Consider the following 24,168-nt stretch of genomic DNA (forward strand, 5'->3'; position numbering starts at 1 on the left):
TTTTAGTCGAGCTCTATTTTGATATCGGTGACCGGCAAGGAGCAGCAGGTTAATATTTCTCCTTCGCCGACAAACGCCAGCGGCTCCCCCTGAGGGTAAACCACCTGGCCCCGGTGCAGGGTGACCCGGCAGGCGCCGCAAAATCCGTCGCGGCAATGATAATGTACTTCCAGATCGGCATCCTCAAGGCACTCAAGGATGCTGGGGTATTGCTCGGTGCAGGCGATGTCCTTTCCTTCAACGCTGATCACCGGCGCTTTTGGCTCTTCTGCTTGTGCCCGTACCTGGGGTTTTGCGCCGTGCAGTTGCCCGCCGGCGTCAGGTGGCTTTGCTTCGCTCAGGCAAAGTGTTTCCGGTTTACTCATGATGATCGCGGCTGCCCCGGTGTTTGCCCGGGCGGGACAGGCACTTAGAGATCAAAATCATCAAAATCATCGGAAGACACCGCAGAGTCTACTTGTCCCACCAGGTAGCTGGAAATTTCCGTTTCCTGCGGCGCCACCTGGACATTATCGCTGACCAGGTAAGCATTCATCCAGGGCAGGGGATTGCTCTTGATGGTAAAGGGGCTGGTCAGGCCGATAGCCGCCAGGCGCTGGCTGGAGATGTATTCGATATACTGGTTTAAGATTTCGGCGTTGAGGCCGATCATAGAGCCGTCTTTAAACAGGTATTGGGCCCATTCCTTTTCCTGGTCGACAACATCAAGGAAAATCTGCAGCGCCTGATCTTTCATTTGCTCTGAGATTTCCTGCATTTCCGGGTCGTCTTTGCCCGACATCCAGTTATTAAGGATATGCTGGGTGCCGGTCAGGTGCAGGGCTTCATCGCGGGCAATGAGTTTAATGATCTTGGCATTGCCTTCGAGTAGTTCCCGCTCGGCAAAAGCAAAGGAACAGGCAAAGCTGACATAAAAGCGTATCGCTTCCAGGGCATTGACCGAACAAATCGCCAGGAATAACCGCTCTTTGAGTTTACGCTCTGAAACCTCAAGGGTTTTCCCGTCAACTTTATAGCTGCCTTCTCCCTGGGATTGCAGCAGCTGAGTGGTGAGGATGACGTCATCAAAATATTTGGCGATGCTGGTGGCTCGCTTTAATATCGCAGGATTAACCACGATATCGTCAAATACTTCACTGGGATCGGTAAACAGGTTACGTAAAATATGGGTGTAGGAGCGCGAGTGAATGGTTTCACTAAAAGCCCAGGTTTCCACCCAAGTTTCTACTTCCGGCAGGGAAACCAGCGGTAGCAGCACGGCATTGACGGAGCGGGCCGCCATGGAGTCGAGCAGGGTCTGGTATTTCAGGTTGGAAATAAAAATATGTTTTTCCGAGGCGGTCAGGCTTTGCCAGTCGGCCCTGTCTTTGGAAACATCGATTTCTTCCGGGCGCCAGAAAAAAGAAAGTTGTTTTTCAATCAACTTTTCAAATGCCTGATACCTTTGCTGGTCATAACGGGAAACATTAACGCTGTTCCCCATAAACATAGGCTCTAACAAGGCATTGTTGGGCGTTTGATTGAATGTGGTGTACGACATTAAATACTCCTGGAAATCTCCCCCGGGGGAGATAGAAAAATCAAAAAATTGCGTAACGTTTGCAGCTTATGGTCTCTTTAGCGTGTAAAACCCGCAACCTGAGTTGCGGGTTTTCGCTGGCTTAGATCTTACACGCACCGCCTTCACAGCCGTCGTCTTGTCCCTGATCGCTGGCGCCGTCCCGGGTATTGTGATAATACATGGTTTTCACCCCAAGCTTGTAGGCGGTTAAAATATCCTTGAGGATCTGCTTAACCGGTACCTTGCCCCCTTCGAAACGGGCGGGATCATAATTGGTGTTGGCGGAAATAGTCTGGTCAACAAATTTCTGCATGATGCCCACCAGTTCCAGGTAACCTTCATTGCTGGGGATATTCCATAACAATTCATAGTTATCCTTCAGGCGCTGATACTCAGGTACAACCTGCTTTAAGATCCCGTCTTTACTGGCCTTGATGCTGATCAAGCCTCGCGGCGGCTCGATACCGTTAGTGGCATTGGAAATCTGCGACGAGGTTTCCGACGGCATCAGTGCCGATACGGTAGAGTTTCTTACTCCGTGCGCTTTAATGCTCTCACGCAGGCCTTCCCAGTCAAGGTGCAGCGGCTCATTGGTGATGTTATCGATATCTTTCTTATAGGTATCAACCGGTAAGATGCCCTGGGACAAGCGGGTTTCGTTAAACTTAGGACAGGCACCTTGCTCTTTTGCCAGTTCATTTGATGCTTTGAGCAGGTAATACTGTATCGCTTCAAAAGTGCGGTGAGTCAGGTTGTTGGCACTGCCGTTGGAGTAATACACGCCGTTTTTCGCCAGGTAATAGGCAAAGTTAATCACACCTATACCTAAGGTACGGCGCCCCATGGTGGCATTTAACGCTGCCGGTACCGGGTAGTCCTGGTAGTCGAGCAGGCTGTCCAGGGCGCGTACCGCCAGATCTGCCAGGCCTTCTAACTCATCGAGGGAGTCGATGGCGCCTAAGTTAAAGGCGGACAGGGTACATAAGGCAATTTCGCCGTCGGGATCGTTAACATCTTCCATCGGTTTGGTCGGCAGGGCGATTTCCAGGCATAAGTTACTCTGGCGAATCGGGGCTACTGTTGGCTCAAACGGCGTGTGGGTGTTGCAGTGGTCGACGTTTTGCAGATAGATACGGCCGGTGCTGGCACGTTCCTGGGCAAACAGGGTAAACAATTCAATCGCCTTGATACGCTTTTTACGGATGGAATCATCCTGTTCGTACTTGCAGTAAAGTTCTTCGAATTTATCCTGATCGGCAAAGAAAGCTTCGTAAAGGCCGGGTACATCGCTCGGGCTGAACAAAGTGATAGATTCCCCTTTGATCAGGCGCTGGTACATCAGCTTGTTAAATTGCACGCCGTAATCTAAGTGGCGGACACGGTTTTCTTCAACACCGCGGTTGTTTTTCAACACCAGCAGGCTTTCGACTTCCAGGTGCCATAACGGGTAGAACAAGGTGGCTGCGCCGCCGCGAACACCGCCTTGCGAACAGCTTTTTACTGCCGTCTGGAAATGCTTATAAAACGGGATACAGCCGGTGTGGAAGGCTTCACCGTTACGGATATTACTGCCCAGGGCACGGATACGGCCGGCATTAATACCGATCCCGGCACGCTGCGACACATATTTTACGATCGCACTTGAGGTGGCATTAATCGAGTCCAGGCTGTCGGCACATTCAATCAGCACACAAGAAGAGAACTGACGGGTCGGGGTACGTACGCCGGACATAATAGGGGTCGGCAATGACAGCTTAAAGGTGGAAATGGCGTGATAGAAATTTTCCACATAAGTTAACCGGGTGTCTTTAGAGTATTTGGCAAATAAGCAGGCGGCAACCAGGATATAAAGAAATTGCGCGCTTTCATAAATTTCACCGCTGACCCGGTTTTGCACCAGATATTTACCTTCAAGCTGTTTAACAGCGGCATAGCTGAAATCAAGATCCCGGCTATGGTCGATAAAGCTTTCCATCTGGGCAAATTCAGCTTCGGTATAATCGCTGAGCAGGTGCTGGTCGTATTTGCCAGCTTCCACCATTTTCACTACCTGATCGTAGAGTTTAGGCGGTTCAAACTGGCCATAGGCTTTTTTACGCAAGTGGAAAACGGCAAGGCGGGCGGCCAGGTACTGATAATCAGGGGCTTCTTCGGAGATCAGATCGGCAGCTGCCTTGATGATGGTTTCATGAATATCTTCGGTCTTGATACCGTCATAAAACTGAATATGTGATTTTAATTCAACTTGTGAGACTGATACCTGATCCAGGCCTTCCGCCGCCCAGGTGATCACCCGATGGATTTTTTCTAAATCAATGAGTTCTTTTTCACCATTTCGTTTCGTTACAAAAAGATTACTGTTCATGAAATACCCGTAAAGCCAATTATTGTTTTAATTACCCGTTTATAGCGGCGAAAAAAAGTCTTCTGCGAATTTTTTGAATAAATTTGCTGAATAACTAATGCACAATATATAGGGGTGTTTGAAAAATTCATCACAAGATAATGAGGTTTTAAGGCTATTGCAAGCCTAAAAATCCCTTGCATTTTTCTAAAATGTTGCTCTCAAAAAACATGTTAGTAGTAACTAACTTAGCACATCTGTTTTATTTTGATATTTAGTAAACGCAACGATTATTTTGTCTTAATTTCTTCTCTATAATTATTTTGAACTAAGTTCAGTTATTTTTTATCACTTGTTGAAATAAAAATGTTAAAACACCTATTTTACAAAAGCTTACTTTTAATTGTTCTTTGTTTAACCAACCTGGTTATAAAATAAACGCCAGAATTTGTGCCGGATCTTCGGCGAGTAAATCCGCCTGCCATGAACGGCACACACCCGTGTCGGCAATATAACCCCATTGCGCCACTATAGTGGCCATTTTAGCGTCATTTCCTGCCTGGATATCCCGCAGGGCATCACCGACATAGACGCATTGCTCTGGAGGGAGGGCAAGCTGCTCGCTGGCATATAATAACGGCGCCGGGTGCGGCTTACGCTGCGCCAAACTGTCGCCGCCTACCGTCACGGCGCAATGTGCGAACAGCGGATAATGGGGCAGCAGTTTTTGTGTCAGGGCGATAGGTTTGTTGGTCACTACGCCCCAGGGAATGTCATGCTCGTTTAAAGCCGTTAATAACGGGGCTATGCCCTGGTAAAAGCAGGTATGTTTGGCAATGTTTTCACGGTAATAGCGTAAAAACTGCTGGCGCAGCTGCTCGTAATCTAATTCGGTCAGGGCATCGCCGAAACCGAGTTCGAGCAAACCTTTGGCGCCGTCGGAGGCCACCGGGCGAAAAGCCTCTGGCGGGACCTTGGGCATGTCATGCTGTTCAAGCACATGGTTTAGTGCTGCGCCTAAATCATTGGCGGTATCGAGCAGGGTGCCGTCGAGATCAAACAGCACCCCTTGGTAGCGGTTGTTCTTGGTCATGATCACAGCTTCCTACAGCACAACAGGTAGTTAACATCCAGTCCCGGGGCCAGCTTATGGTTTTCCGTCAGCGGATTATAATGGATGCCGGTGGCATCGATACATTTTAGTTCGCTAGCCTCTGCCCAGGAAATCAAGGTTGAAGGGCGGATAAATTTATCATGGTCATGGGTGCCGTCCGGCACCAGCTTGAATAATTTTTCTGCTGCGACAATCGCCAGTAAATAGGCTTTAACGGATTTATTTAAGGTGGAGAAAAACACCAGGCCGCCGGGTTTGACCATATCGCTACAGGCTCTGACAATGGAAGCGGGATCCGGGACATGCTCGAGCATTTCCATACAGGTGACCACATCATAGGTTTCTGGCTGGCTTTGCGCCTGGGCCTCGGCGGTAATTTTCTGGTAATTAACGGTAACGCCTCCTTCCAGGGCATGTAACTTGGCGACCTTAAGGGGCTCTTCCCCCATATCGATACCGGTAACATCACCGCCTAATTTGGCCAGGCTTTCGGCGAGTATGCCGCCGCCACAACCGACATCAATGATCTTTTTGCCGAAGATATCACCCAGATGTTGCGTAATAAACTGCAGGCGCAGCGGATTAATTTGATGCAGGGGTTTAAAATCTCCGCTTAAGTCCCACCACTGGCTGGCAACTTTTTCAAATTTCGCGATTTCATCCGGGTTTACATTGATTGATTCTGACATGTAGGGTTTAGCATTTATTGATAGATGAGAGGATTCTAAACCAAACTTGTCGGCAAACCTAGTGATTAACATCAAGAAATTGTTATCTAGTGGCGAAAGGGTTTTATTCGTTTGCTTTGCTGTATTGCGGCACAAAAACCAATGGATTTGGGGTGAATTTACCATTGCTTTTATTATAGGGGGCTCATAAATTAATATGCAGACTCACGAACATAAGTTTATAGATAATGAAAACAATCACAGAGCAACTGGCCAATTATAAAAGCGTCCATCTTAACCGCAACAATATCATTACCCATTTTATCGGTATTCCGCTGATCATCTTCGCGATTGCCCTGGTGCTGAGCACGGTCACCTTTGAGGTGTCATTAGATGCCGCTAGCCTGCCTGATTTTATCAACGGCGATTATCGCTTTACCCTGGCCTTAGCCATTGCAGCAGCTGTTATGGTGTATTACTTTATTCTGCATATTCCCCTGGCGCTGATGATACTGGTTTGTTTCTTCCCTATTTTTTATGGTGCGCACCAAGTTGCTCAAGGGGAGGGCAGCTACGTGCTGGCGGGAGTTACCTTTTTTGTCGGTTGGGTTTTTCAATTTATCGGCCATGGTTTTGAAAAAGCCAAACCCGCTTTTATTGATGATTTAAATCAGCTGTTGATAGGGCCGCTGTTTTTAATTGCCGAAATTTATTTTATCCTGGGACTCAATAAGGCGATGGCGAAAGATATTCATGAGCAGGCGGTGGAGAAACGTCACCTGCTGGAGCAGGCAAAAGCATAAGTTTATAGTCGCTGTTCCCGGCCGGGCTATGCTTTGGCCGGGTAAGAGCACAGCTCCCGCAGCCCATTGCGGTTAAATTCTAACCTTTTCCTGCTTTTTATCGCAGTATCGTCATATAAAGAGCAAAAAAAACTTTCCTACCCTCTTAAGGTTTATTCCCTTTTTTATCAGTGAATTATGTTTGTGCCTTGCCGATAAAACCAGCGATTTTTCCACCGGGAAACCAGAGTTAAAATTATCCCTCACAAAGCAGTATTGCCGACCAAACTTTTGTGCTAATATCCCCAGTCGATTAAGAATAATAAGTTCGAAAATTTTCTGATTTAAGGGATACCGTCGATTTATGACCGATCTGGCTAAAGAAATAGTTCCAGTTAATATTGAAGATGAGCTTAAAACCTCATACTTAGATTACGCCATGAGCGTAATTGTCGGGCGTGCACTTCCAGATGTACGCGATGGCCTCAAACCCGTTCACCGCCGCGTATTATACGCCATGAACGTCTTGGGCAACGACTGGAATAAAGCATATAAAAAGTCTGCCCGTGTAGTTGGTGACGTTATCGGTAAATATCACCCGCATGGTGATACCGCTGTTTATGACACAATCGTCAGGATGGCGCAGCCATTCTCTTTACGTTACATGTTGGTTGACGGACAAGGTAACTTCGGCTCGGTTGACGGTGATTCTGCCGCGGCGATGCGTTATACCGAAATCCGCATGGCAAAAATTGCCCATTCCATCCTGGCGGACTTAGATAAAGAAACCGTTGATTTCGTGCCTAACTACGACGGCACCGAACATATACCGGCGGTAATGCCGACCCGCATTCCTAACTTGCTGGTAAACGGTACTTCGGGTATTGCCGTGGGCATGGCGACTAACATACCGCCCCATAACTTAACCGAAGTAATCAATGGTTGTCTGGCGCTGATTGATAACAGTGATATTTCTATTGAAGAAATTATGGAGCATATCCCGGGACCAGATTTCCCGACCGCGGGTATCATCAGTGGCCGTGCCGGCATTCAAGAAGCCTATCGCACCGGCCGCGGTAAGATAAAAATTCGCGCCCGTGCTGAAATTGAAGTCAACGAAGCTTCGGGTAAAGAAACCATTATTGTTCACGAATTACCTTACCAGGTGAACAAGGCACGCCTGATTGAAAAAATGGCGGAACTGGTTAAAGAAAAACGCATTGAAGGCATTTCCGCCCTGCGCGACGAGTCGGATAAAGACGGCATGCGCATGGTGATTGAAGTTAAGCGCGGCGAAGTTGGCGAGGTGGTATTAAACAACCTTTATAAGCTGACACAAATGCAGGTTTCTTTTGGTTTGAATATGGTGGCACTGGCAAACGGCCAGCCGAAACTGTTCAACATCAAAGAAATGCTCGAAGCTTTTGTCTTGCACCGCCGTGAAGTGGTGACCCGCCGGACCATCTTTGAATTGCGTAAAGCCCGTGAGCGCGCACATATCTTAGAAGGTTTGTCGATTGCATTAGCGAATATCGATCCGATTATTGAACTCATTAAAAACTCACCGTCGCCAAGTGATGCCAAGGAAGCCTTGGTTTCCCGTGGCTGGGCCTTAGGTAATGTTGCCGATATGCTTAGCGCTGCAGGTAATGATGCCGCACGTCCTGAGTGGCTGGAGCCTGAATTTGGGATCCGTGACGGTCAGTATTACTTAACCATTCAGCAAGCCCAGGCGATCCTGGACTTAAGGCTGCATAAGTTAACCGGCTTAGAACATGAAAAAATTCTAAGTGAGTACAAAGCGTTATTAGACCTTATTGCTGAATTGATGCATATTCTTGCCTCTCCTGAGCGTTTGATGGAAGTTATTCGCGAAGAGCTGGAAGTGATCCGTGATGATTTTGGTGATGAGCGTCGTACCGAGATAAGCTCTGCTTCCCATGATCTTTCCATGGAAGACTTGATCAACGAAGAAGATGTTGTGGTGACCCTGTCCCATGAAGGTTATGTCAAATATCAGGCATTAACCGATTATGAAGCCCAGCGCCGTGGCGGTAAGGGTAAGGCAGCCACTAAGATGAAGGAAGAAGATTTCATCGAACGTCTGCTGGTAGCTAATACCCATGATACTATTTTATGTTTCTCCAACCGGGGACGCATGTACTGGTTAAAAGTGTTCCAGTTGCCGCTGGCAAGCAGAACGGCCCGTGGCCGTCCGATTGTTAACATCTTGCCGTTAGAAGATAACGAACGCATTACCGCCATCTTGCCGGTACGCGAATACGAAGAAGATAAATATATCTTTATGGCAACGGCATCGGGTACGGTGAAGAAAACCCGCTTGACGGAATATTCCCGTCCGCGCGCCAACGGTATTATTGCCATTAACTTACGTGAAGACGATACCCTGATCGGGGTCGACATCACTAACGGCGACAACGATATCATGTTGTTCTCCGATGCCGGTAAGGTGGTACGTTTTACCGAAGGCAAGAAAAATCCGGATGATGAGAACTTCGTTGTTAAACCGGTTGGCCGTAATGCCACCGGGGTACGCGGCATGAAGCTTGAAGGTGACGAGAAAGTGGTCTCACTTATCGTGCCTCATAACGAAGGGCCGGTACTGACGGTAACCCAGAACGGCTTTGGTAAACGTACCGAGCTGGAAGAATATCCGGCCAAGAGCCGTGCCACTAAAGGTGTGGTTTCCATTAAGGTCAGTGAACGTAACGGCCCTGTTGTCGGCGCGGTGCAGGTGGAAGAGCAGGATGAAATTATGCTGATCACCGATAACGGTACTCTGGTACGCACCCGGGTGAATGAGGTCAGCGTTATCGGCCGTAATACCCAGGGGGTACGTTTGATCCGTACCGCGGACGACGAACATGTGGTGGCCTTGCAGCGCATCGATGAAATCGAAGAAAGCGAGCAAGCGGGTGAAGAAGCTGCCCAGTCTTCAGCCGAAGTCACAGATGTTTCAGCCGAGCAGGGCGCTGCTGAAAATGACGGTGAAGCGCTCAGCGGCGGTGAAGAGGAATAATCACCGCAACGAAGAAGGATTAAGGGCGGATTACCGCCCTTTTTTATTTACAGGAGGTAATGTATGTCATGGCTTCACGGATGAAGAGGGATGACACTTTCATCTTTGCTGTTATCGCTGACTTGACAGCATTAGCTGAGTAAGATGATAAGTGAGATAAGTGGTATTTAGCTTTGGCGAAAATTTTGGTAACTTTTTTAAGACTCTTTTGAAGATAACGAAGAAAAAGCAAAACACTATTAACAGAGGATAATTGCGTTATATGTCTGGTATTTTTAATTTTTGTGCGGGGCCGGCCATGTTACCCCATGAGGTGATGACTAAGGCTCAGCAAGAGTTTATTAACTGGCAGGACACAGGCTGCTCGGTGATGGAATTAAGTCATCGCAGTAAGGAATTCGTTGCCCTGGCCAGCCAGGCTGAGGCAGATTTACGCCAGTTACTCAATATCCCTGAAAATTACAAAGTACTCTTTTGCCATGGCGGCGGCCGCGGGCAGTTCTCTGCCGTACCTTTAAACCTGCTTAAGCCGGGAAAATCGGCAGATTATATCGTTTCCGGCTCCTGGTCTAAAGCGGCGGCGAAAGAAGCAGCCCAGTATGGTGAGATCAATATTCTCGATATCACCCAAGAGCAGACAGACAGCAAAAGCGTACTGGCGCCGCAAGACTGGCAATTAAATCAGGATGCTGCTTATGTGCATTTTTGTCCCAATGAAACCGTAGACGGTATTGAAATTTTTGATTTGCCCGAAACTCACGGTGTGCCGATTGTCGCCGATATGTCATCGACCATTTTGTCTCATGAAATTGATGTGACAAAATTTGGCCTCATTTATGCCGGAGCACAGAAAAATATCGGTCCGTCGGGGTTAACCTTAGTCATTGTCCGTGAAGATTTACTCGGCAATGCGGCTAAAGGTACACCGGCTATCATGAATTACCAGCTGCTGGCAGAAAATGATTCCATGTATAATACTCCGCCAACTTATGCCTGGTATTTAGCCGGCCTGGTATTTCAGTGGCTTAAAGACTTAGGCGGCGTGGCGGAAATTGCCAAGCGCAATCAGGCCAAAGCGAAACTATTGTATCAATATATAGATAACAGCGGCTTTTATTATAATAACGTTACCCCTGAGCAGCGCAGCTTAATGAATGTGCCGTTTTGGCTTAAAGATGAAAGTCTCAATAGCCAGTTTTTAGCGCAAGCCGAAAAACACGGTTTGCTGGCCCTTAAGGGGCACCGTATGGTGGGGGGAATGCGTGCCAGCATTTACAACGCCATGCCGATTGAAGGGGTTAAAGCCCTGGTCGCCTTTATGGATAAATTTGCCGCAGAGCAAAGTTAAAGGCAGTAAACGACAAAAAATAATCAACAAGCAGCAACAAACAAGAGTAAACAGTACTTATAAACAATAATCTGGAAAAAACATGTCACAAGAATCAACATCGCTTAGTTTTATCGCCACCCCCGCTAATGTCGTCAACGGAGAGATCACTGTTCCCGGTGATAAATCGGTTTCTCATCGCTCTATCATGTTCGGCGCACTGGCCGAAGGCACAACCCATATTTCCGGCTTTTTACCGGGACAGGATTGTCTTGCTACCATGAACAGCTTTAAAGCCATGGGCATTGAAATTGAAGGGCCGGATGCTGAGCAAAATGTGACGGTTTACGGTAAGGGACTGCACGGCTTGACGGCGCCTGAACAGCCGCTGGATATCGGCAATTCAGGCACATCTATTCGCCTGTTATCGGGAATTTTGGCCGGTCAGCGATTTGGCACCAGCATGGCCGGTGACAGTTCGTTGAACAAACGTCCTATGGGCCGGGTGATCACGCCGTTAAAGCAGATGGGCGCCAATATTGATGCCGCCAGCGATGGTACCCCGCCTGTGGTTACCCAGGCGCTGGGGCAAGATCAGCAGTTAAACGCGATTCATTATGACTTGCCTATGGCCAGCGCCCAGGTGAAATCCTGTGTCTTGCTTGCCGGTATGTACGCAAACGGTACCACCAGTGTTACCGAGCCGGGCATTACCCGGGATCATACCGAGCGTATGCTGACCGCTTTTGGTTACCCGGTAACCGTTGAAGGCAATAAGATTTCTATCGAAGGGGGTCATAAGCTTAAAGCCTGTGATATCCAGGTACCGGGCGATATTTCATCGGCTACTTTCTTTATGGTAGCGGGCCTTATTGCCAAAGAAGGTCAAATAACCATCAAAAATGTTGGCATGAACCCGACCCGTATCGGCGCGATTAATATTTTGAAACAAATGAACGGCGATCTTAGTGTGATGAACGAACGTATGGCGGGTGGGGAGCCGGTCGCCGATATCCTGGTAAAAGCATCGAATTTACAAGGTATTGACATCAATGAAAGTGATGTTCCTCTTGCCATTGATGAATTCCCCGCTATATTTATTGCCGCGGCTTGCGCGAGCGGCACCACACGTTTGCGCGGGGCAGAAGAATTAAGAGTTAAAGAAAGTGATCGCATACAGGCGATGGCTGATGGTTTAACCATTTTAGATATAAACTGTACGGTATATGACGATGGTATTGATATTATCGGTGGACAAATCACTTCTGGCACAGTGGACAGCCAGGATGATCACCGTATCGCCATGTCGTTTGCTATCAGCTCATTAAGAGCGACCGGTGCGGTCACGATATTGGATTGTGATAACGTCGCCACTTCATTTCCAAACTTTGTAACTTTGGCAAATCAAGTTGGCCTGTCGCTAAATCAGGAATAATCAAATGAACGAACAAATCCCCGTAATTACCGTTGACGGTCCCAGTGGCGCCGGTAAGGGCACGGTTGCGAAAATTATCGCCGACCAGCTCGGCTGGCACCTGCTTGACAGCGGCGCCATCTACCGGGTGCTGGCGGTTGCAATCCAGCACCATAATGTCAGTGTCGAAGAGGAAGAGCCCCTGATCCCGATGGCGGCGCATTTAGATGTGCAGTTTGAAGTCACCGGTGAAGAGGTCAAAATCATCCTTGAAGGGGAGAATGTTACCCACTCCATCCGTACCGAAGAAATTGGCGAACTGGCCTCTAAAGTGGCGGCGTTTCCACGGGTGAGGGAGGCATTGCTCAGGCGCCAGCGCGCTTTTAAGATGTCTCCGGGTCTTGTAGCCGATGGGCGGGACATGGGCACTGTGGTTTTCCCCGATGCCCCGGTGAAGGTTTTTCTCACCGCCAGTGCGGAAGAAAGAGCGGAGCGGCGATTTAAACAGTTGAAAGAAAAAGGCTTTGATGTTAAAATCGGGCGCCTTTTGGATGACATACGTCAGCGAGACGAGCGGGATCGTACCCGTCCGGTTGCGCCGTTAGTGCCGGCAGAAGGTGCGTTAACAGTTGATTCTACTAGCCTTTCGATACAAGAAGTGGTGAATAAAATCCTCTCATTTACCAATGAGAAATTAACGCAGGACAAAGCCTCTTAATTTTAATTGTATTATTAAGAGTACAAACATACGCCTATTGTAAGGATGCATAAGGCTTTATCAATAACCCCATGACACAGGCAAGTTGATTGGATTAATAACTGAGTATATACACAGGTTATGACTGAAAATTTTGCACAACTTTTTGAAGAAAGTTTAAAAGAGATCGAAACACGTCCAGGTTCTATTATCAAAGGAACCGTGGTAGCCATCAACAAAGACAATGTTATTGTTGACGCCGGCTTAAAATCTGAAAGTGTTATTTCTATCGACCAGTTCAAGAACACGGCTGGTGAAGTAGAAATTAACATCGGTGATGAAATCGATGTTGCATTAGATGCAACGGATGACGGTTTCGGTGAAACTATCCTTTCTCGTGAAAAAGCAAAACGCCACGAAGCTTGGCAAGTGCTTGAAAAAGCTTACGAAGAAAAAGAGACTGTTATCGGTGTTATCAATGGTAAAGTTAAAGGCGGTTTCACTGTTGAAGTGAGCAACATCCGTGCTTTCTTACCTGGTTCACTGGTTGATGTACGTCCTGTACGTGACACAGCTCACCTTGAAGGTAAAGATTTAGAATTCAAAGTTATTAAGCTTGATCAAAAGCGTAATAACGTTGTTGTTTCTCGTCGCGCTGTTATCGAAAACGAAAGCAGTGAAGAACGTGATCAATTATTAGAGTCTCTGCAAGAAGGTCAAGAAGTTAAAGGTATCGTTAAGAACCTGACTGACTACGGTGCGTTCGTAGATCTTGGCGGCATTGACGGCTTATTACACATCACCGACATGGCTTGGAAGCGCGTTAAGCACCCAAGTGAAATCGTTAACGTTGGCGATGAAATCCAAGTTAAAGTACTTAAGTTCGACCGTGAGCGTACCCGTGTATCTCTGGGTATGAAGCAGTTAGGCGAAGATCCATGGGTAGCTATTGCTAACCGTTACCCGGAAGGTTCTAAGCTTTCTGGCCGTATCACTAACCTGACCGACTACGGTTGTTTCGTTGAAATCCAGGAAGGCGTTGAAGGTCTTGTTCACGTTTCTGAAATGGATTGGACTAACAAAAACATCCACCCATCTAAGGTTGTTAACCTGGGTGACACTGTTGAAGTTATGGTGCTTGAAATTGACGAAGAGCGTCGTCGTATTTCTCTTGGTCTTAAGCAATGCATCCCGAACCCTTGGGAAGAGTTCGCTAAGAACTTCAACAAAGGTGACAAAGTTAGCGGTAAGATCAAGTCAATCACTGACTTCGGTATCTTCATCGGCCTTGACGGCGGCATTGACGGTCTGGTTCACTTATCTGATATTTCTTGGAACGGCGGTGAAGAAGTTGTTCGTGAATACAAGAAAGGTGACGAGATCACAGCTGTTGTCCTTCAGGTTGACCCAGAGCGCGAGCGTATCTCTTTAGGCGTTAAACAAGCCGAAGACGATCCGTTCAATATGTATCTGACAGATAACAAAAAAGGTGCTATTGTTACTGGTAAGGTCATCGAAGTAGATGCCAAAGGTGCTAAAGTAGAATTAGCCGAAGGCGTTGAAGGTTACTTACGTGCTGCTGATATTTCAGTTGACCGTGTTGAAGATGCCACTACAGAATTATCTGTTGGTGACACAGTAGAAACTAAGTTTGTTGGTGTAGATCGTAAGAACCGCACTATCAGCTTATCTGTTAAAGCGAAAGACCAGGCTGACGAACGTCAAGCTATGGAAAGCCTTAACAAGAGCGAAGACGCTGGTTTCTCAAATGCTATGGCCGAAGCATTCAAAAACGCTAAAAACTAATTTTTAGCGGGCAGGTGAGGGGAAGGTTTCACAACCTTTGAGAAGTGCTTCCCCTCAAGTTTTAACTCCATTGGCGCGAAGCTAAATGAATCACTGGGAGGTCGAATGACCAAGTCAGAACTCATTGAAAGATTGGCAGAGAAATTAAATCATTTATCTGCTAAAGATGTCGAACAAGCTATTAAAGAAATTCTTGAAATGATGGCGCAATCTTTGTCAAAAGGAGAGCGGATAGAAATAAGAGGATTTGGTAGTTTTTCGCTACATTTTCGTGCTCCTCGAGTAGGCAGAAACCCTAAAACGGGCGATGCCGTAGAGCTATCCGGGAAATATGTTCCACATTTTAAACCCGGTAAAGAATTACGGGAAAGGGTTAACTTTTCCCATGCTTAATTTTTTAATTTAGCTAATCAACGGCATGCTACGGCATGCCGTTTTTTTTAATCATACTTTTATGGGGGTTGGTTTGCGTATTGTTCTCTTGTCTTTCTTCATCTTGATCCTGTTTGCTATTGCTTTTATCTTCGCCACTCAGAATAACCAGGTTGTTGACCTTAACTATTTGATCGCAGTAGCAAAGCCAACAGTTGCACAAATGGTGAGCCTGTTTACCGGCATAGGTTTTTTCTTAGGTTTGCTCACCGCTCTGTTATGGAAGTTTGTCTCTGCTTTAGGCGGTAAAAAATCATCCTCTGAAGACATTAAGGTTAGCTGATAAGATATGCTAGAGCTTTTATTTCTGTTGTTACCCATTGCCATGGGCTATGGCTGGTTTATGGGGCGCAACAGCATTAAACAAAAAGATCAAAGTGCCAAGCAGGACTTGTCGATCAAATATTCCACCGGTTTAAATTACTTACTCTCCAACCAGCAGGATAAAGCGATAGATTACCTGATCGAGGCGTTGAAGGTAGAAGATGATACCGTGGAAGCTCACTTTGCCATGGCCAATTTATTTCGCCGTCGGGGTGAGCTTGACCGGGCATTAAAAGTCCATGAATTCCTGGTCAGACAAAGCCACCTGCCAAGCCAGGATAAGCAGCAGGCGGTGTTTGAACTGGGTAAAGATTTTTTAAGCGCCGGTTTATATGATCGCGCTGAAAAAATGTTTACTAAAGTATTAAAATCCAAGACCTATGGGTTGAAAGCCCTGACTTACCTGATGCAGATTTTTCAGTCCACCAAAGACTGGCAGCAAGGGGTTGCCTTAAAAAAAGTCATCGTTAAAACCAAAGATAAACGCTTGCTGCATACCCTGGCAAATTTCTATTGCGAGCTGGCGACAACCGCGCTTGAGAAAGATGAATTTATTGAAGTGCTGGAGCTTTTGGAAAATGCCTTAAGTTATGACCCCAATTCCTGCCGTGCCAACTGGCTGATGGCGCAGATTTATGAGAATCACCGGCAATACCGGGAAGCGAGCCAGTGCTACCGGGATATTTACCAGCAGGACAAGGATTTTTTCCCCGAGGTTATCGAACCTATGCATGCCTGTTATCTGCATCAGGGTATCGAAGAAGAGTTTTTTACTTTTATCCGAAAAGTCTATGAAGAGACCGGCAGTTCCAGCGCCTTGCTGAAATATCTGACCCACCTGGAGTCAAAATACGGCGTTAATAAAGCGAAAGAATTTTTATTGTCGGCACTCAAGCGCCGGCCGACCATACGCGGTTTTAAGCATTTCGTGAAAATGCAGATGACAGATTCAGAGGATAATCATGCCAGTGAAGGCCTTGATGTGATTAAAGAGCTGATCTCGGCTTATTTAAATATGAGACCCCGTTATACTTGCCATACCTGTGGTTTTAACAGCAGCACCCATTACTGGTCTTGTCCTTCCTGTCATGGTTGGGAGCAGTTAAAACCGGTGCGCGGGCTTGAAGGTGAGTAGGTTTCGCCCGTTTGAGCGATGTTTTGTTTAGTTTTTAGGATACACAAGGGTAAAAATGATGAATGATGCAAAAGTCCTGGTTGCGTTGGATTTTGATAACAAAGCGCAGGCTTTGTCTTTTGTCGATAAAATTGACAGCAATGATTGCCGGTTAAAAGTCGGTAAGGAAATGTTTACTTATTTTGGTCCTGAATTTGTACGTGAGCTGGTGGACAAAGGTTTTGATGTTTTCTTGGATCTGAAATTCCATGATATTCCCAATACCGTAGCCAAAGCGGTGGCCGCAGCAGCAGATTTAGGGGTATGGATGGTGAATGTCCATGCCAGCGGCGGTAAGGAAATGATGGTTAAGGCAAAAGAAGCCTTAGTCCCTTATGGCGATAAAGCGCCGTTATTAATTGCCGTTACTGTGTTAACCAGCATGGGCGGGGAAGACTTACAGGGCATAGGCATAGATGTTTCCCCTGAGGAGCAGGTCATGCGCCTGGCGGGCTTGACCAAAGAATGCGGTCTGGACGGTGTTGTTTGCTCTGCCTGGGAAGCCGAAAAGTTAAAAGCCGCTTTTGGTCAGGAGTTTAAATTGATCACTCCCGGCATTCGTCCCGCAGGGGCTGCCAGCAATGATCAAAAACGTATTATGACACCTGAGCAGGCGGTTGCCGCCGGGGTTGATTATTTGGTTGTTGGCCGCCCGATCACTAAAGCCGCCGACCCGCATCAGGTGCTGTTAGATATTAATCAATCCCTCAATAGTTGATGCCGGATTAAAGTTTCACTTCTTTTTGACATAGGCAATAAATACTTCTAAAAATAATAAGTGGCCAATTTCACCGGCCACTTATTCAACCCTCTTTGAGCATATTTCAAATACAAGGATTTAGTTATGAAAAAGATTTCTTCATTGCTGTTGATCGCTCTGTTAACCTGTTTTAGTGCACTATCCATGGCCGATAAAATGCCGGAACAGGCCAAAGTTATGGATGTTGCCAGCCAGACGGTAGATATCAACCAGGCCAGCCTGGATGACTTGATTTCCTTAAAAGGTGTCGGAAAAAAACGGGCACAAGCCATTATCAGCTATCGGGAAATGAACGGAAAATTTGCCAGTGTTGATGATCTGCTCAAGGTCAAAGGCATAGGGGCCAAGGTGCTGGCGGATAATATCCAGCGTTTAAAAATTTAGTGAGCCGTAAATCTTTGACAATGAGTTTTGCGCAGGGCATAAGCTGTTAAATCTTATTTGTATATGCCCCGCACTTACCCGATGAATACCCCTAGTGCCTTTGTTGTGCTCTTCCTGTAAAAACTTCCCTTGCTATTAAAATAAAAATATAAACCGGAGGCGCTTTTGTGGAGAAAAATGGTAAAATACTGCTTATAAGCGCATGTTATGGAAATGGTTTATGTCACTGGAAAAAATATCTTCACAACTTAAGGACTCGGATGCAGAGCAAAAATTGCCGCCGGTTGAACTATGGGATCCCCCGTATTGCGGTGAAATTGATTTAATCATCAAACAGGACGGTAGCTGGTATCACAATGGCACTGTTTTTAAGCGCCTTAATTTGGTGAAACTCTTTGCCTCGGTATTAAAAAAAGAAGGGTCTGACTATTTTTTGGTCACCCCGGTGGAGAAAATTAAAATCACCGTTGAAGATGTGCCCTTTATCCTGAGCCAGTGGTCCTGGGAGCAGGGGGGCGAATACGGTGAAATGCGCGTTGCCACCAACCTGGGGGATGAATTTATTCTGGGGGAAGAGCATCCCTTACATATCAGTGATGACGGCTGTTTGTATGTGACCGTGCGCCGCAACCTGCTGGCGAAAGTTCACCGCAATGTTTTTTACCAGTGGGCAGATATCGCCAAAGAGCGCAAGACCCCCGAAGGGACTGAGTTGGTGTTGCCTTGTGGCGGCTATGAAATTGTCCTTGGCCGTTTTTAATCGGCTTATCGTGCTTTTCCTTCATCTTGATACCTACTCGGCGTTGAGGCTATCCGGTTTTAAGGGCTAGACCGGGCTCAGGGAGCAACATTTTGCAAAATGCAAAAAAGCTCTCAATTTGCACATCCGGGCGATTTTTAGACTATGCTTTGCTTATATCCGTTTGATAATCGAAGGAATTGAGCTGAAATGTCTGTTCAAAGCCAGCAAAATAGCAATACCTTACCCACCTTATTGTTACTCGATGATGAAGAAGGGATCCTGTCCAGTCTAAAAAGGACCTTAAGGGGCTTAGAAGCCAATATAGTCGCGTTTGATTCTGCACTTGAAGCCTTGCAGTACAGTGAACAGCATCCGGTGGAGATCGTGATTTCAGATCAGCGGATGCCGGAAATGGACGGTTGTGAATTTCTAACCAAGATCAGGAAAGACTGGCCCCATTCGCAGCGCATTATTCTGTCGGCGTATCAGGATTTTGGCAAAGTCTCCGCCGCGTTTAATTCCGGGGTGGTGGAGCGATTTATCTGCAAACCCTGGGACAATAAAGAGCTAAGGTTTATTGTCAATAAGGCGCTGGAAGTCCTGGTAACCGACTCGGACAGTAACGATGAAAGGGAAAACCTACTGCCGGGGACACCGGTGAACTTTCACGGTATAGTGGCGGCTGATGACAGCATGAATGAATTATTCACCAGTATCCGCCATGCCGCCACCACCAATGCCCCGATATTTATCACCGGGGAAACCGGAACGGGGAAAGAGCTGGTGGCCAGGGCCTGCCATCTGGAAGGCTTTCACCAGGGAGAGCCTTTTATCGGGGTTAATTGCGCCAATTTCACCGAGCATTTGATGGAATCCCAGCTTTTTGGCCATAGCAAGGGGGCTTTTACCGGGGCGGTGAGTGCCCAGGAAGGCCTGTTTGCGGCGGCAAAAAACGGCACCTTGTTTCTTGATGAAATTACCACCTTGTCCAAGCCGCTGCAGGCGAAACTGCTCAGGGTTATCCAGGAGCGGGAGTTTACCCCCTTAGGCACTACTAAGGTCCAGCAATTCCAGGCGCAGATCATTTCGGCTTCTTCAACTTCTATCGGCGAAGCCGTGATGGCAGGGGAGTTTCGGGAAGATTTATATTACCGCTTAAATGTGATCACCTTCGGTCTGCCGCCGCTTCGGGACCGGGGAGGGGATATTTTGCTGCTGGCGCGTTTTTTCCTGAAAAAATATGCCCGGCTTGAAGGCAAACATTTTCATGACTTTAACCGCGATGCGATCCAGATCATCTGCGGTTATGACTGGCCCGGCAATGTCAGACAACTGGAAAATGTTATTCATGGCATGGTGGTGCTTAACACCGGCAAGAAGATCACCTCGGAAATGATCATTAAGGCGTTATCAAATATGGTGGGGGGCTTTACCGCACCGGTGAAAACGCTGCAGGGGGAGGCGGTGATGGCAACCCAAGACAGCAGCGAAAAGCCGGGACAGGAAGGGATACTGCCTTTATGGCAGGTTGAAAAGCAGGCGATAGAGCAGGCTATCGCCTATTGCCAGGGCAATGTCCCCAAGGCGGCAGCCTTGCTCGAAGTCAGTCCGTCCACCCTTTACCGGAAAAAACAAACCTGGGAATAAGCCCTGGCTTTAGAGCTCCAGCGACAGCAGGTGTGATTTGTTCAGCCAGCGTTTTAGCCGGGCGGCAATCGCGGGAAAATAGCGGCTGAGCTTATCGGCTTCCCGCAATAACTCCTGTTTTAATCCCGGATTATACCTGTCATTAACGACCGTACCCAAAAGCAGCGCCTGTGCCTGGTTAAGTTTGTCGATTGTACTTTTGATACTGGCCCGTGGGGTAACACCGGCCAAAACCGTCAGGATGCAGGCATCACAGGCACTGGCGGCATATTCTCCGGGTAAGTTGCCGCTGTTGTGTAATCCAATCGGTGAAGTATCTAAGAGCACGGTATCAAAGCTTTTCAGCCATTCCCGGATATGGCTTTCCAGCACTCCCGGCTCCCGCAGTTGCATAATAAGCTCGCGCCTGGCGGGGGCGGTAATAACGGCCATGTTAACTTCTTCTTGTGTTGTCAGCATATGGGGCTCGGCAAGCCCGGTTGTTGGCTTGGCCTGTTTTGGCAAATCTAATGCCTGGCTCAGGTGGGGGCTGTGCAGGTTTAAATCTACCAGCAAGGTGGAGCGGCCTGCATTAAGGTTACGCCTGGCCAGCGCCCGGATCACTGTGCTGACGCCTTCTTGCGGTTGGCTGGAGGTGACGGCGAGGGAGCGGATTTTGCCCGCCATCACCGCGGCATAAATGCGTTCAACTTCAATATAACCATCTGGGATCTGCATCATAAAAACCCCAGTAAAGCGGCCAGGGAAACCAGCTCGAAAGTATTTTGTAAGCCGCTGCGTAATTTGGCAATAGTACTTTCCCCCTGATCCGGTACATAAACCGTATCCCCGGCACGTATTACCGGCAACAGGCTAAAGTCGGCGTTTTTGGCAAAGTCGGAGAGATCAAATACCCTGGCCTGATCGCGGCAGCAGGAAAGGTTGATCACAGTGATTTTTTCGATATGGGCGTTGTCGCTGGTGCCGCCGGCCTGGGCCAGCAGGTCTAAAATGGTCATATTATCATCAAAGGCATAACGCCCGGGTTTATTGACTGAGCCCAGTACCCTGACGGTGGTTTCTTTGGCTTTTTCCAGCCAGTGCCGGTTTTGCTCCGGCAGGTAAATGGTATCCCCGGTGTTTACCTGAGGCAGCAAATTTTCATCGCCGGTTTCAAAATATAATGCCAGGTTGACCTTAGAGATCTTGGCGGTTTTCTGGTTGCGGTGACTGATGCGGATATTGCGCAGGTCCGCCTTATCCGTCGGCCCGTCGGCGGCGGCGAGAATATCTAAAAAGTGCATGTCATCGGTAAACATATAACGCCCGGGGGCACCGACCTGGCCAAAGACATAGATAGATTTATCCGATGATTGCCGGACCCACTGGGACTTGTTATCGGTGGGATCTGTGGGTAAGTCGTGCACCCGGATGGTGGCGCCGGCCACTATGGTCGGCAATTCGTGCTCGGCCCGCCCCTGTTTGATAAAACTGTCGAGATCAAAGCGGTAACTGAGTAATTTTCCCTGTTTATTTTTAGAGACTATGTCTATGGAGGAAGTATCTGCCCTTGAGGTCGGTCCGCCGACATGGGCGAGTAAGTCCAGCAGCGACATTTCATCGGACCATTCTATCCGGCCGGGCCTGACCACTTCCCCCAGTACCCGGACGGCACGGCCCGGCGCCACCTTAAGCCAGGACTTTTCATTGATATCGGTTTTTTCCGGGACAAAAATAGCATCACCCGCTTGAATTTGAGGCAATCCCTGACTGGAGGTGCCTTCGGTATAAGCGGACAGGTCAAAAGGGCGGACCTCGCCGTTTGCCTTAATGATGCGGATTTGACGTGACTCGGCAAAACGTGTCGGGCCGCCGGCATTGGCGAGGATATCCATAAAACTGGCTTCAGCCTGTCCCTGGTAGGCGCCGGGTTTAAAAACTTCTCCCATCACATAAATCATATTGGCGCCGGCATTGATCTGCTCCTCTTTTTTTGGGACAAAGATGGTGGTGCCGGCGGCAATGTTCGGCAATAAGTTCAAATCGCCGCTGTCGAGGTAACGGGTCAGATTGAAAAGCACAGGTTTACTGTCGATGATCACCCGTATTTGCTCGACCCCGGCATAACGGGTGACGCCGCCGGCTTTCATCAGGTATTCCACCAGGTTGGATTTTTCATCAAAAACAAAGCTGCCCTGGCTGTGGACTTCGCCGAAAACCTTGATCGCCAACCGGTCTGTGGCATCGCCGCCGGCGGCAATTTTACTTGGGTCAAACTCCATTTCAATGTTACCGATTTTCGATGAAGCCGGCACAAACAAGGTATCCATGGAGCTTAGCCGTGGCAAAAGATCGGACTCGCCACTGTCCAGATAGCGTTTATAGTTAAAGCGCTTCGGTGTTTGCCCGCTTTTGCGCAGTTGCAGTTGATCGAGCTGAGCTCCGGCCCTTAAGCCGCCAGCCGCCTTTAACGCCATTTGTATATCGGCATCGCCGGGTAATAACACTTCCCCCGGGGTATGGACGTATCCGAGGACAAACACCAGTTTTTGCTTTTGCGCCAGGTAGACTTTGGCGCCATTAAGATCTTTAAATACCCGGGAAAGCGCCGTCAGTACCTTGTGCTGCAGCTCTGTCCGGGTTAAACCGGCCACCTCAAGCACGCCGATTTCCGAGAGCATGATCTGCCCCTGTTTATCGACGGTAAAACCCCGATTCAGGCTTTCTTCACCGGGCAGGGCAATATGAATCTTATCCCCGATATGGATGCGGTAGCTTTGCTCACCGGCACTGTCCCGGGCAAATAGTTCACCGGTACCTGTATTAATGGTTTTGCTGGCAGCCAACTCCTCAGCGGCAAAGGCCAATACAGGGAAAAGGCAGGCAAGGCAAAGGAAAATGCCGAATAAGCTGCAGGCCTTTCCCCCTGGGCCTGTTAGCACAGAACTCTTTAAGATGGGGGTCTTTAATGGGGTAACCTGGGTTGTATTACTCATCTTGCCAATCTCCACTTTCTTGTGCCGGAGAATTTTCAATCAGCTCGATACTGACCCGGCGGTTTACTAACCGTATTTGTGCTTCTTTGCCAACAAACAGGGGATCGTTTTCCCCGACGGCACTGACCCGGATGCGCTTTTTGTCTATGCCGAAAATATGTAAGTAACGGGCGACCTGTTTGGCCCTGTTGTTTGACAGTGTCTGGTTGTCGTTTGGGTTGCCGCGATCGTCGGCATGACCTGTGATCAGCAAATGATAGGCGGGGGCCTGTTTCAATAAGATCGCCGCCTCGGCCAGTTGCGCCATATATTTGGGGTTAAGGGCAAAAGAGTCGGTGGCAAACTGATTATCGTGGTTGAGCAGGGTCTGAATTTTCTCCCCCAGCTCTCCCGGGCTGTTTAAAGGCAAGGTTTGCGGCAAAGCGCAGATATCATGCTCGTTGACATACTCAAGCTGATGCTCAAGACGGGCAATTAACCGGCGCTGGATAATAATATCATTGGCGGCATCATAGACTAAGCCGCCGGCAATTTCCCGGGCGATACGATTTTGACGGGTTTTGGCTTGTACCACAGTGGCGGGGAAACATAATTCAGCCCCTTCGAGCACCAGAATATCAAGCTGCTGGCTTAACAGGCTAAAGTCAAAGCGTAAGCCATGCGCCGATGTTAACGGCTGGTCGGCTTCAACCGGGTAATTGCTTGTTAAGGTGTGCTCGGCGAAGCCGCCGCGTCCCTGTGGCGGACTGGTGCTGCAAGCCGATAATAACATCAGGATCAAAAAGCATGCGTGTCTGTGCATCATTACTACTCCCGGTTACGCCATAGCAAAACCTCTGCTTTACTATAACTGGTGCTTTTTCTTACTGGGGTTAGCAATGCACACTTCGCGCCAGGCGTTCTCCTGATTTTATATCGATGAAAATCAAGTGGTTATTATCTCCTCTTATTCTGGCTTGCTGGCAAATTGCAATAAT

At 48.0% G+C, this 24,168-nt stretch carries 21 protein-coding genes; 13 read left to right on the top strand and 8 right to left on the bottom strand.

Going from position 1 to position 24,168, the window contains the following annotated elements:
* Positions 1-2 precede the first annotated feature (2 nt).
* The 5 genes from yfaE to ubiG all read right to left on the bottom strand — a co-directional run bounded on the left by yfaE (position 3) and on the right by ubiG (position 5,708).
* Positions 3-365, bottom strand: coding sequence for a class I ribonucleotide reductase maintenance protein YfaE (gene yfaE, locus QL234_RS07645; RefSeq protein ID WP_281557236.1), 363 nt, complete (start codon positions 363-365; stop codon positions 3-5).
* A 44-nt stretch (positions 366-409) separates the two neighbouring features.
* Complete coding sequence (gene nrdB, locus QL234_RS07650) at positions 410-1,540, bottom strand: class Ia ribonucleoside-diphosphate reductase subunit beta (RefSeq protein ID WP_281557237.1); 1,131 nt, start codon at positions 1,538-1,540, stop codon at positions 410-412.
* A 121-nt stretch (positions 1,541-1,661) separates the two neighbouring features.
* On the bottom strand, positions 1,662-3,926 hold the full coding sequence (gene nrdA, locus QL234_RS07655; protein WP_281557238.1) for a class 1a ribonucleoside-diphosphate reductase subunit alpha: 2,265 nt from the start codon (positions 3,924-3,926) through the stop codon (positions 1,662-1,664).
* Positions 3,927-4,332: 406 nt separating this feature from the next.
* Positions 4,333-4,998 carry an HAD-IA family hydrolase gene (locus QL234_RS07660; RefSeq protein ID WP_281557239.1) on the bottom strand — a complete coding sequence of 222 codons (666 nt, stop codon included), beginning with the start codon at positions 4,996-4,998 and terminating at the stop codon, positions 4,333-4,335.
* A 2-nt stretch (positions 4,999-5,000) separates the two neighbouring features.
* Positions 5,001-5,708, bottom strand: coding sequence for a bifunctional 2-polyprenyl-6-hydroxyphenol methylase/3-demethylubiquinol 3-O-methyltransferase UbiG (ubiG, locus tag QL234_RS07665; protein WP_281557240.1), 708 nt, complete (start codon positions 5,706-5,708; stop codon positions 5,001-5,003).
* Positions 5,709-5,935: 227 nt separating this feature from the next.
* Here ubiG and QL234_RS07670 point away from each other — a divergent pair, with 227 nt between their 5' ends.
* The 13 genes from QL234_RS07670 (at position 5,936) to QL234_RS07730 (ending at position 20,216) form a co-directional block, all read left to right on the top strand.
* Entirely contained in the window at positions 5,936-6,490 is a 555-nt protein-coding gene (locus tag QL234_RS07670) for an Mpo1-like protein (RefSeq protein ID WP_281557241.1), read from the top strand.
* Between the two features lie 343 nt (positions 6,491-6,833).
* On the top strand, positions 6,834-9,509 hold the full coding sequence (gene gyrA, locus QL234_RS07675; protein ID WP_281557242.1) for a DNA topoisomerase (ATP-hydrolyzing) subunit A: 2,676 nt from the start codon (positions 6,834-6,836) through the stop codon (positions 9,507-9,509).
* 262 nt (positions 9,510-9,771) lie between these two features.
* Complete coding sequence (gene serC, locus QL234_RS07680) at positions 9,772-10,857, top strand: 3-phosphoserine/phosphohydroxythreonine transaminase (RefSeq protein WP_281557243.1); 1,086 nt, start codon at positions 9,772-9,774, stop codon at positions 10,855-10,857.
* Between the two features lie 82 nt (positions 10,858-10,939).
* A complete protein-coding gene (aroA, locus tag QL234_RS07685) occupies positions 10,940-12,271 on the top strand; it encodes a 3-phosphoshikimate 1-carboxyvinyltransferase (protein ID WP_281557244.1) in 1,332 nt (443 codons plus the stop codon).
* A 4-nt stretch (positions 12,272-12,275) separates the two neighbouring features.
* Entirely contained in the window at positions 12,276-12,968 is a 693-nt protein-coding gene (gene cmk / locus QL234_RS07690) for a (d)CMP kinase (protein ID WP_281557245.1), read from the top strand.
* Positions 12,969-13,088: 120 nt separating this feature from the next.
* Positions 13,089-14,753, top strand: coding sequence for a 30S ribosomal protein S1 (rpsA, locus tag QL234_RS07695; RefSeq protein WP_281557246.1), 1,665 nt, complete (start codon positions 13,089-13,091; stop codon positions 14,751-14,753).
* A 105-nt stretch (positions 14,754-14,858) separates the two neighbouring features.
* Entirely contained in the window at positions 14,859-15,146 is a 288-nt protein-coding gene (gene ihfB / locus QL234_RS07700) for an integration host factor subunit beta (RefSeq protein WP_281557247.1), read from the top strand.
* A 73-nt stretch (positions 15,147-15,219) separates the two neighbouring features.
* Positions 15,220-15,468, top strand: a complete 249-nt coding sequence (locus QL234_RS07705) for a DUF1049 domain-containing protein (RefSeq protein WP_281557248.1) — start codon at positions 15,220-15,222, stop codon at positions 15,466-15,468.
* Positions 15,469-15,474: 6 nt separating this feature from the next.
* Positions 15,475-16,644 carry a lipopolysaccharide assembly protein LapB gene (lapB, locus tag QL234_RS07710; RefSeq protein WP_281557249.1) on the top strand — a complete coding sequence of 390 codons (1,170 nt, stop codon included), beginning with the start codon at positions 15,475-15,477 and terminating at the stop codon, positions 16,642-16,644.
* Positions 16,645-16,699: 55 nt separating this feature from the next.
* Positions 16,700-17,401, top strand: coding sequence for an orotidine-5'-phosphate decarboxylase (gene pyrF, locus QL234_RS07715; protein WP_281557250.1), 702 nt, complete (start codon positions 16,700-16,702; stop codon positions 17,399-17,401).
* Between the two features lie 126 nt (positions 17,402-17,527).
* Positions 17,528-17,827: a ComEA family DNA-binding protein gene (locus QL234_RS07720; RefSeq protein WP_281557251.1), complete on the top strand. Its 300-nt coding sequence runs from the start codon at positions 17,528-17,530 to the stop codon at positions 17,825-17,827.
* A gap of 220 nt (positions 17,828-18,047) precedes the next feature.
* Positions 18,048-18,587, top strand: coding sequence for a DUF1285 domain-containing protein (locus tag QL234_RS07725; protein WP_281557252.1), 540 nt, complete (start codon positions 18,048-18,050; stop codon positions 18,585-18,587).
* Positions 18,588-18,776: 189 nt separating this feature from the next.
* Positions 18,777-20,216, top strand: coding sequence for a sigma-54 dependent transcriptional regulator (locus tag QL234_RS07730; protein ID WP_281557253.1), 1,440 nt, complete (start codon positions 18,777-18,779; stop codon positions 20,214-20,216).
* 9 nt (positions 20,217-20,225) lie between these two features.
* On the opposite strand, the gene QL234_RS07735 is transcribed toward QL234_RS07730, so the two are convergent.
* The 3 genes from QL234_RS07735 to QL234_RS07745 are packed head-to-tail and all read right to left on the bottom strand — an operon-like array spanning position 20,226 to position 23,996.
* Complete coding sequence (locus QL234_RS07735) at positions 20,226-20,936, bottom strand: hypothetical protein (protein ID WP_281557254.1); 711 nt, start codon at positions 20,934-20,936, stop codon at positions 20,226-20,228.
* Positions 20,933-23,191 carry an SLBB domain-containing protein gene (locus QL234_RS07740; protein ID WP_281557255.1) on the bottom strand — a complete coding sequence of 753 codons (2,259 nt, stop codon included), beginning with the start codon at positions 23,189-23,191 and terminating at the stop codon, positions 20,933-20,935. Before QL234_RS07740 ends, QL234_RS07735 begins: the two co-directional genes overlap by 4 nt.
* On the bottom strand, positions 23,184-23,996 hold the full coding sequence (locus tag QL234_RS07745) for an OmpA family protein (RefSeq protein WP_281557256.1): 813 nt from the start codon (positions 23,994-23,996) through the stop codon (positions 23,184-23,186). Before QL234_RS07745 ends, QL234_RS07740 begins: the two co-directional genes overlap by 8 nt.
* Between the last annotated feature and the right edge of the window lie 172 nt (positions 23,997-24,168).

It is taken from the genome of Thalassomonas sp. RHCl1 (assembly GCF_947387555.1).
Taxonomy (GTDB): Bacteria; Pseudomonadota; Gammaproteobacteria; order Enterobacterales; family Alteromonadaceae; genus Thalassomonas.

What these genes read in the sequence shown, in the direction of transcription:
- cmk (WP_281557245.1), top strand. Translation starts at nt 12,276, where the DNA reads ATGAACGAACAAATCCCCGTAATTACCGTTGACGGTCCCAGTGGCGCC.
- gyrA (WP_281557242.1), top strand. Translation starts at nt 6,834, where the DNA reads ATGACCGATCTGGCTAAAGAAATAGTTCCAGTTAATATTGAAGATGAG.
- nrdB (WP_281557237.1), bottom strand. Translation starts at nt 1,540, where the DNA reads ATGTCGTACACCACATTCAATCAAACGCCCAACAATGCCTTGTTAGAG.
- QL234_RS07670 (WP_281557241.1), top strand. Translation starts at nt 5,936, where the DNA reads ATGAAAACAATCACAGAGCAACTGGCCAATTATAAAAGCGTCCATCTT.
- aroA (WP_281557244.1), top strand. Translation starts at nt 10,940, where the DNA reads ATGTCACAAGAATCAACATCGCTTAGTTTTATCGCCACCCCCGCTAAT.
- yfaE (WP_281557236.1), bottom strand. Translation starts at nt 365, where the DNA reads ATGAGTAAACCGGAAACACTTTGCCTGAGCGAAGCAAAGCCACCTGAC.
- ubiG (WP_281557240.1), bottom strand. Translation starts at nt 5,708, where the DNA reads ATGTCAGAATCAATCAATGTAAACCCGGATGAAATCGCGAAATTTGAA.
- QL234_RS07745 (WP_281557256.1), bottom strand. Translation starts at nt 23,996, where the DNA reads ATGATGCACAGACACGCATGCTTTTTGATCCTGATGTTATTATCGGCT.
- rpsA (WP_281557246.1), top strand. Translation starts at nt 13,089, where the DNA reads ATGACTGAAAATTTTGCACAACTTTTTGAAGAAAGTTTAAAAGAGATC.
- QL234_RS07660 (WP_281557239.1), bottom strand. Translation starts at nt 4,998, where the DNA reads ATGACCAAGAACAACCGCTACCAAGGGGTGCTGTTTGATCTCGACGGC.
- QL234_RS07730 (WP_281557253.1), top strand. Translation starts at nt 18,777, where the DNA reads ATGTCTGTTCAAAGCCAGCAAAATAGCAATACCTTACCCACCTTATTG.
- QL234_RS07740 (WP_281557255.1), bottom strand. Translation starts at nt 23,191, where the DNA reads ATGAGTAATACAACCCAGGTTACCCCATTAAAGACCCCCATCTTAAAG.
- QL234_RS07735 (WP_281557254.1), bottom strand. Translation starts at nt 20,936, where the DNA reads ATGATGCAGATCCCAGATGGTTATATTGAAGTTGAACGCATTTATGCC.
- pyrF (WP_281557250.1), top strand. Translation starts at nt 16,700, where the DNA reads ATGATGAATGATGCAAAAGTCCTGGTTGCGTTGGATTTTGATAACAAA.
- ihfB (WP_281557247.1), top strand. Translation starts at nt 14,859, where the DNA reads ATGACCAAGTCAGAACTCATTGAAAGATTGGCAGAGAAATTAAATCAT.
- lapB (WP_281557249.1), top strand. Translation starts at nt 15,475, where the DNA reads ATGCTAGAGCTTTTATTTCTGTTGTTACCCATTGCCATGGGCTATGGC.
- QL234_RS07720 (WP_281557251.1), top strand. Translation starts at nt 17,528, where the DNA reads ATGAAAAAGATTTCTTCATTGCTGTTGATCGCTCTGTTAACCTGTTTT.
- nrdA (WP_281557238.1), bottom strand. Translation starts at nt 3,926, where the DNA reads ATGAACAGTAATCTTTTTGTAACGAAACGAAATGGTGAAAAAGAACTC.
- QL234_RS07725 (WP_281557252.1), top strand. Translation starts at nt 18,048, where the DNA reads ATGTCACTGGAAAAAATATCTTCACAACTTAAGGACTCGGATGCAGAG.
- serC (WP_281557243.1), top strand. Translation starts at nt 9,772, where the DNA reads ATGTCTGGTATTTTTAATTTTTGTGCGGGGCCGGCCATGTTACCCCAT.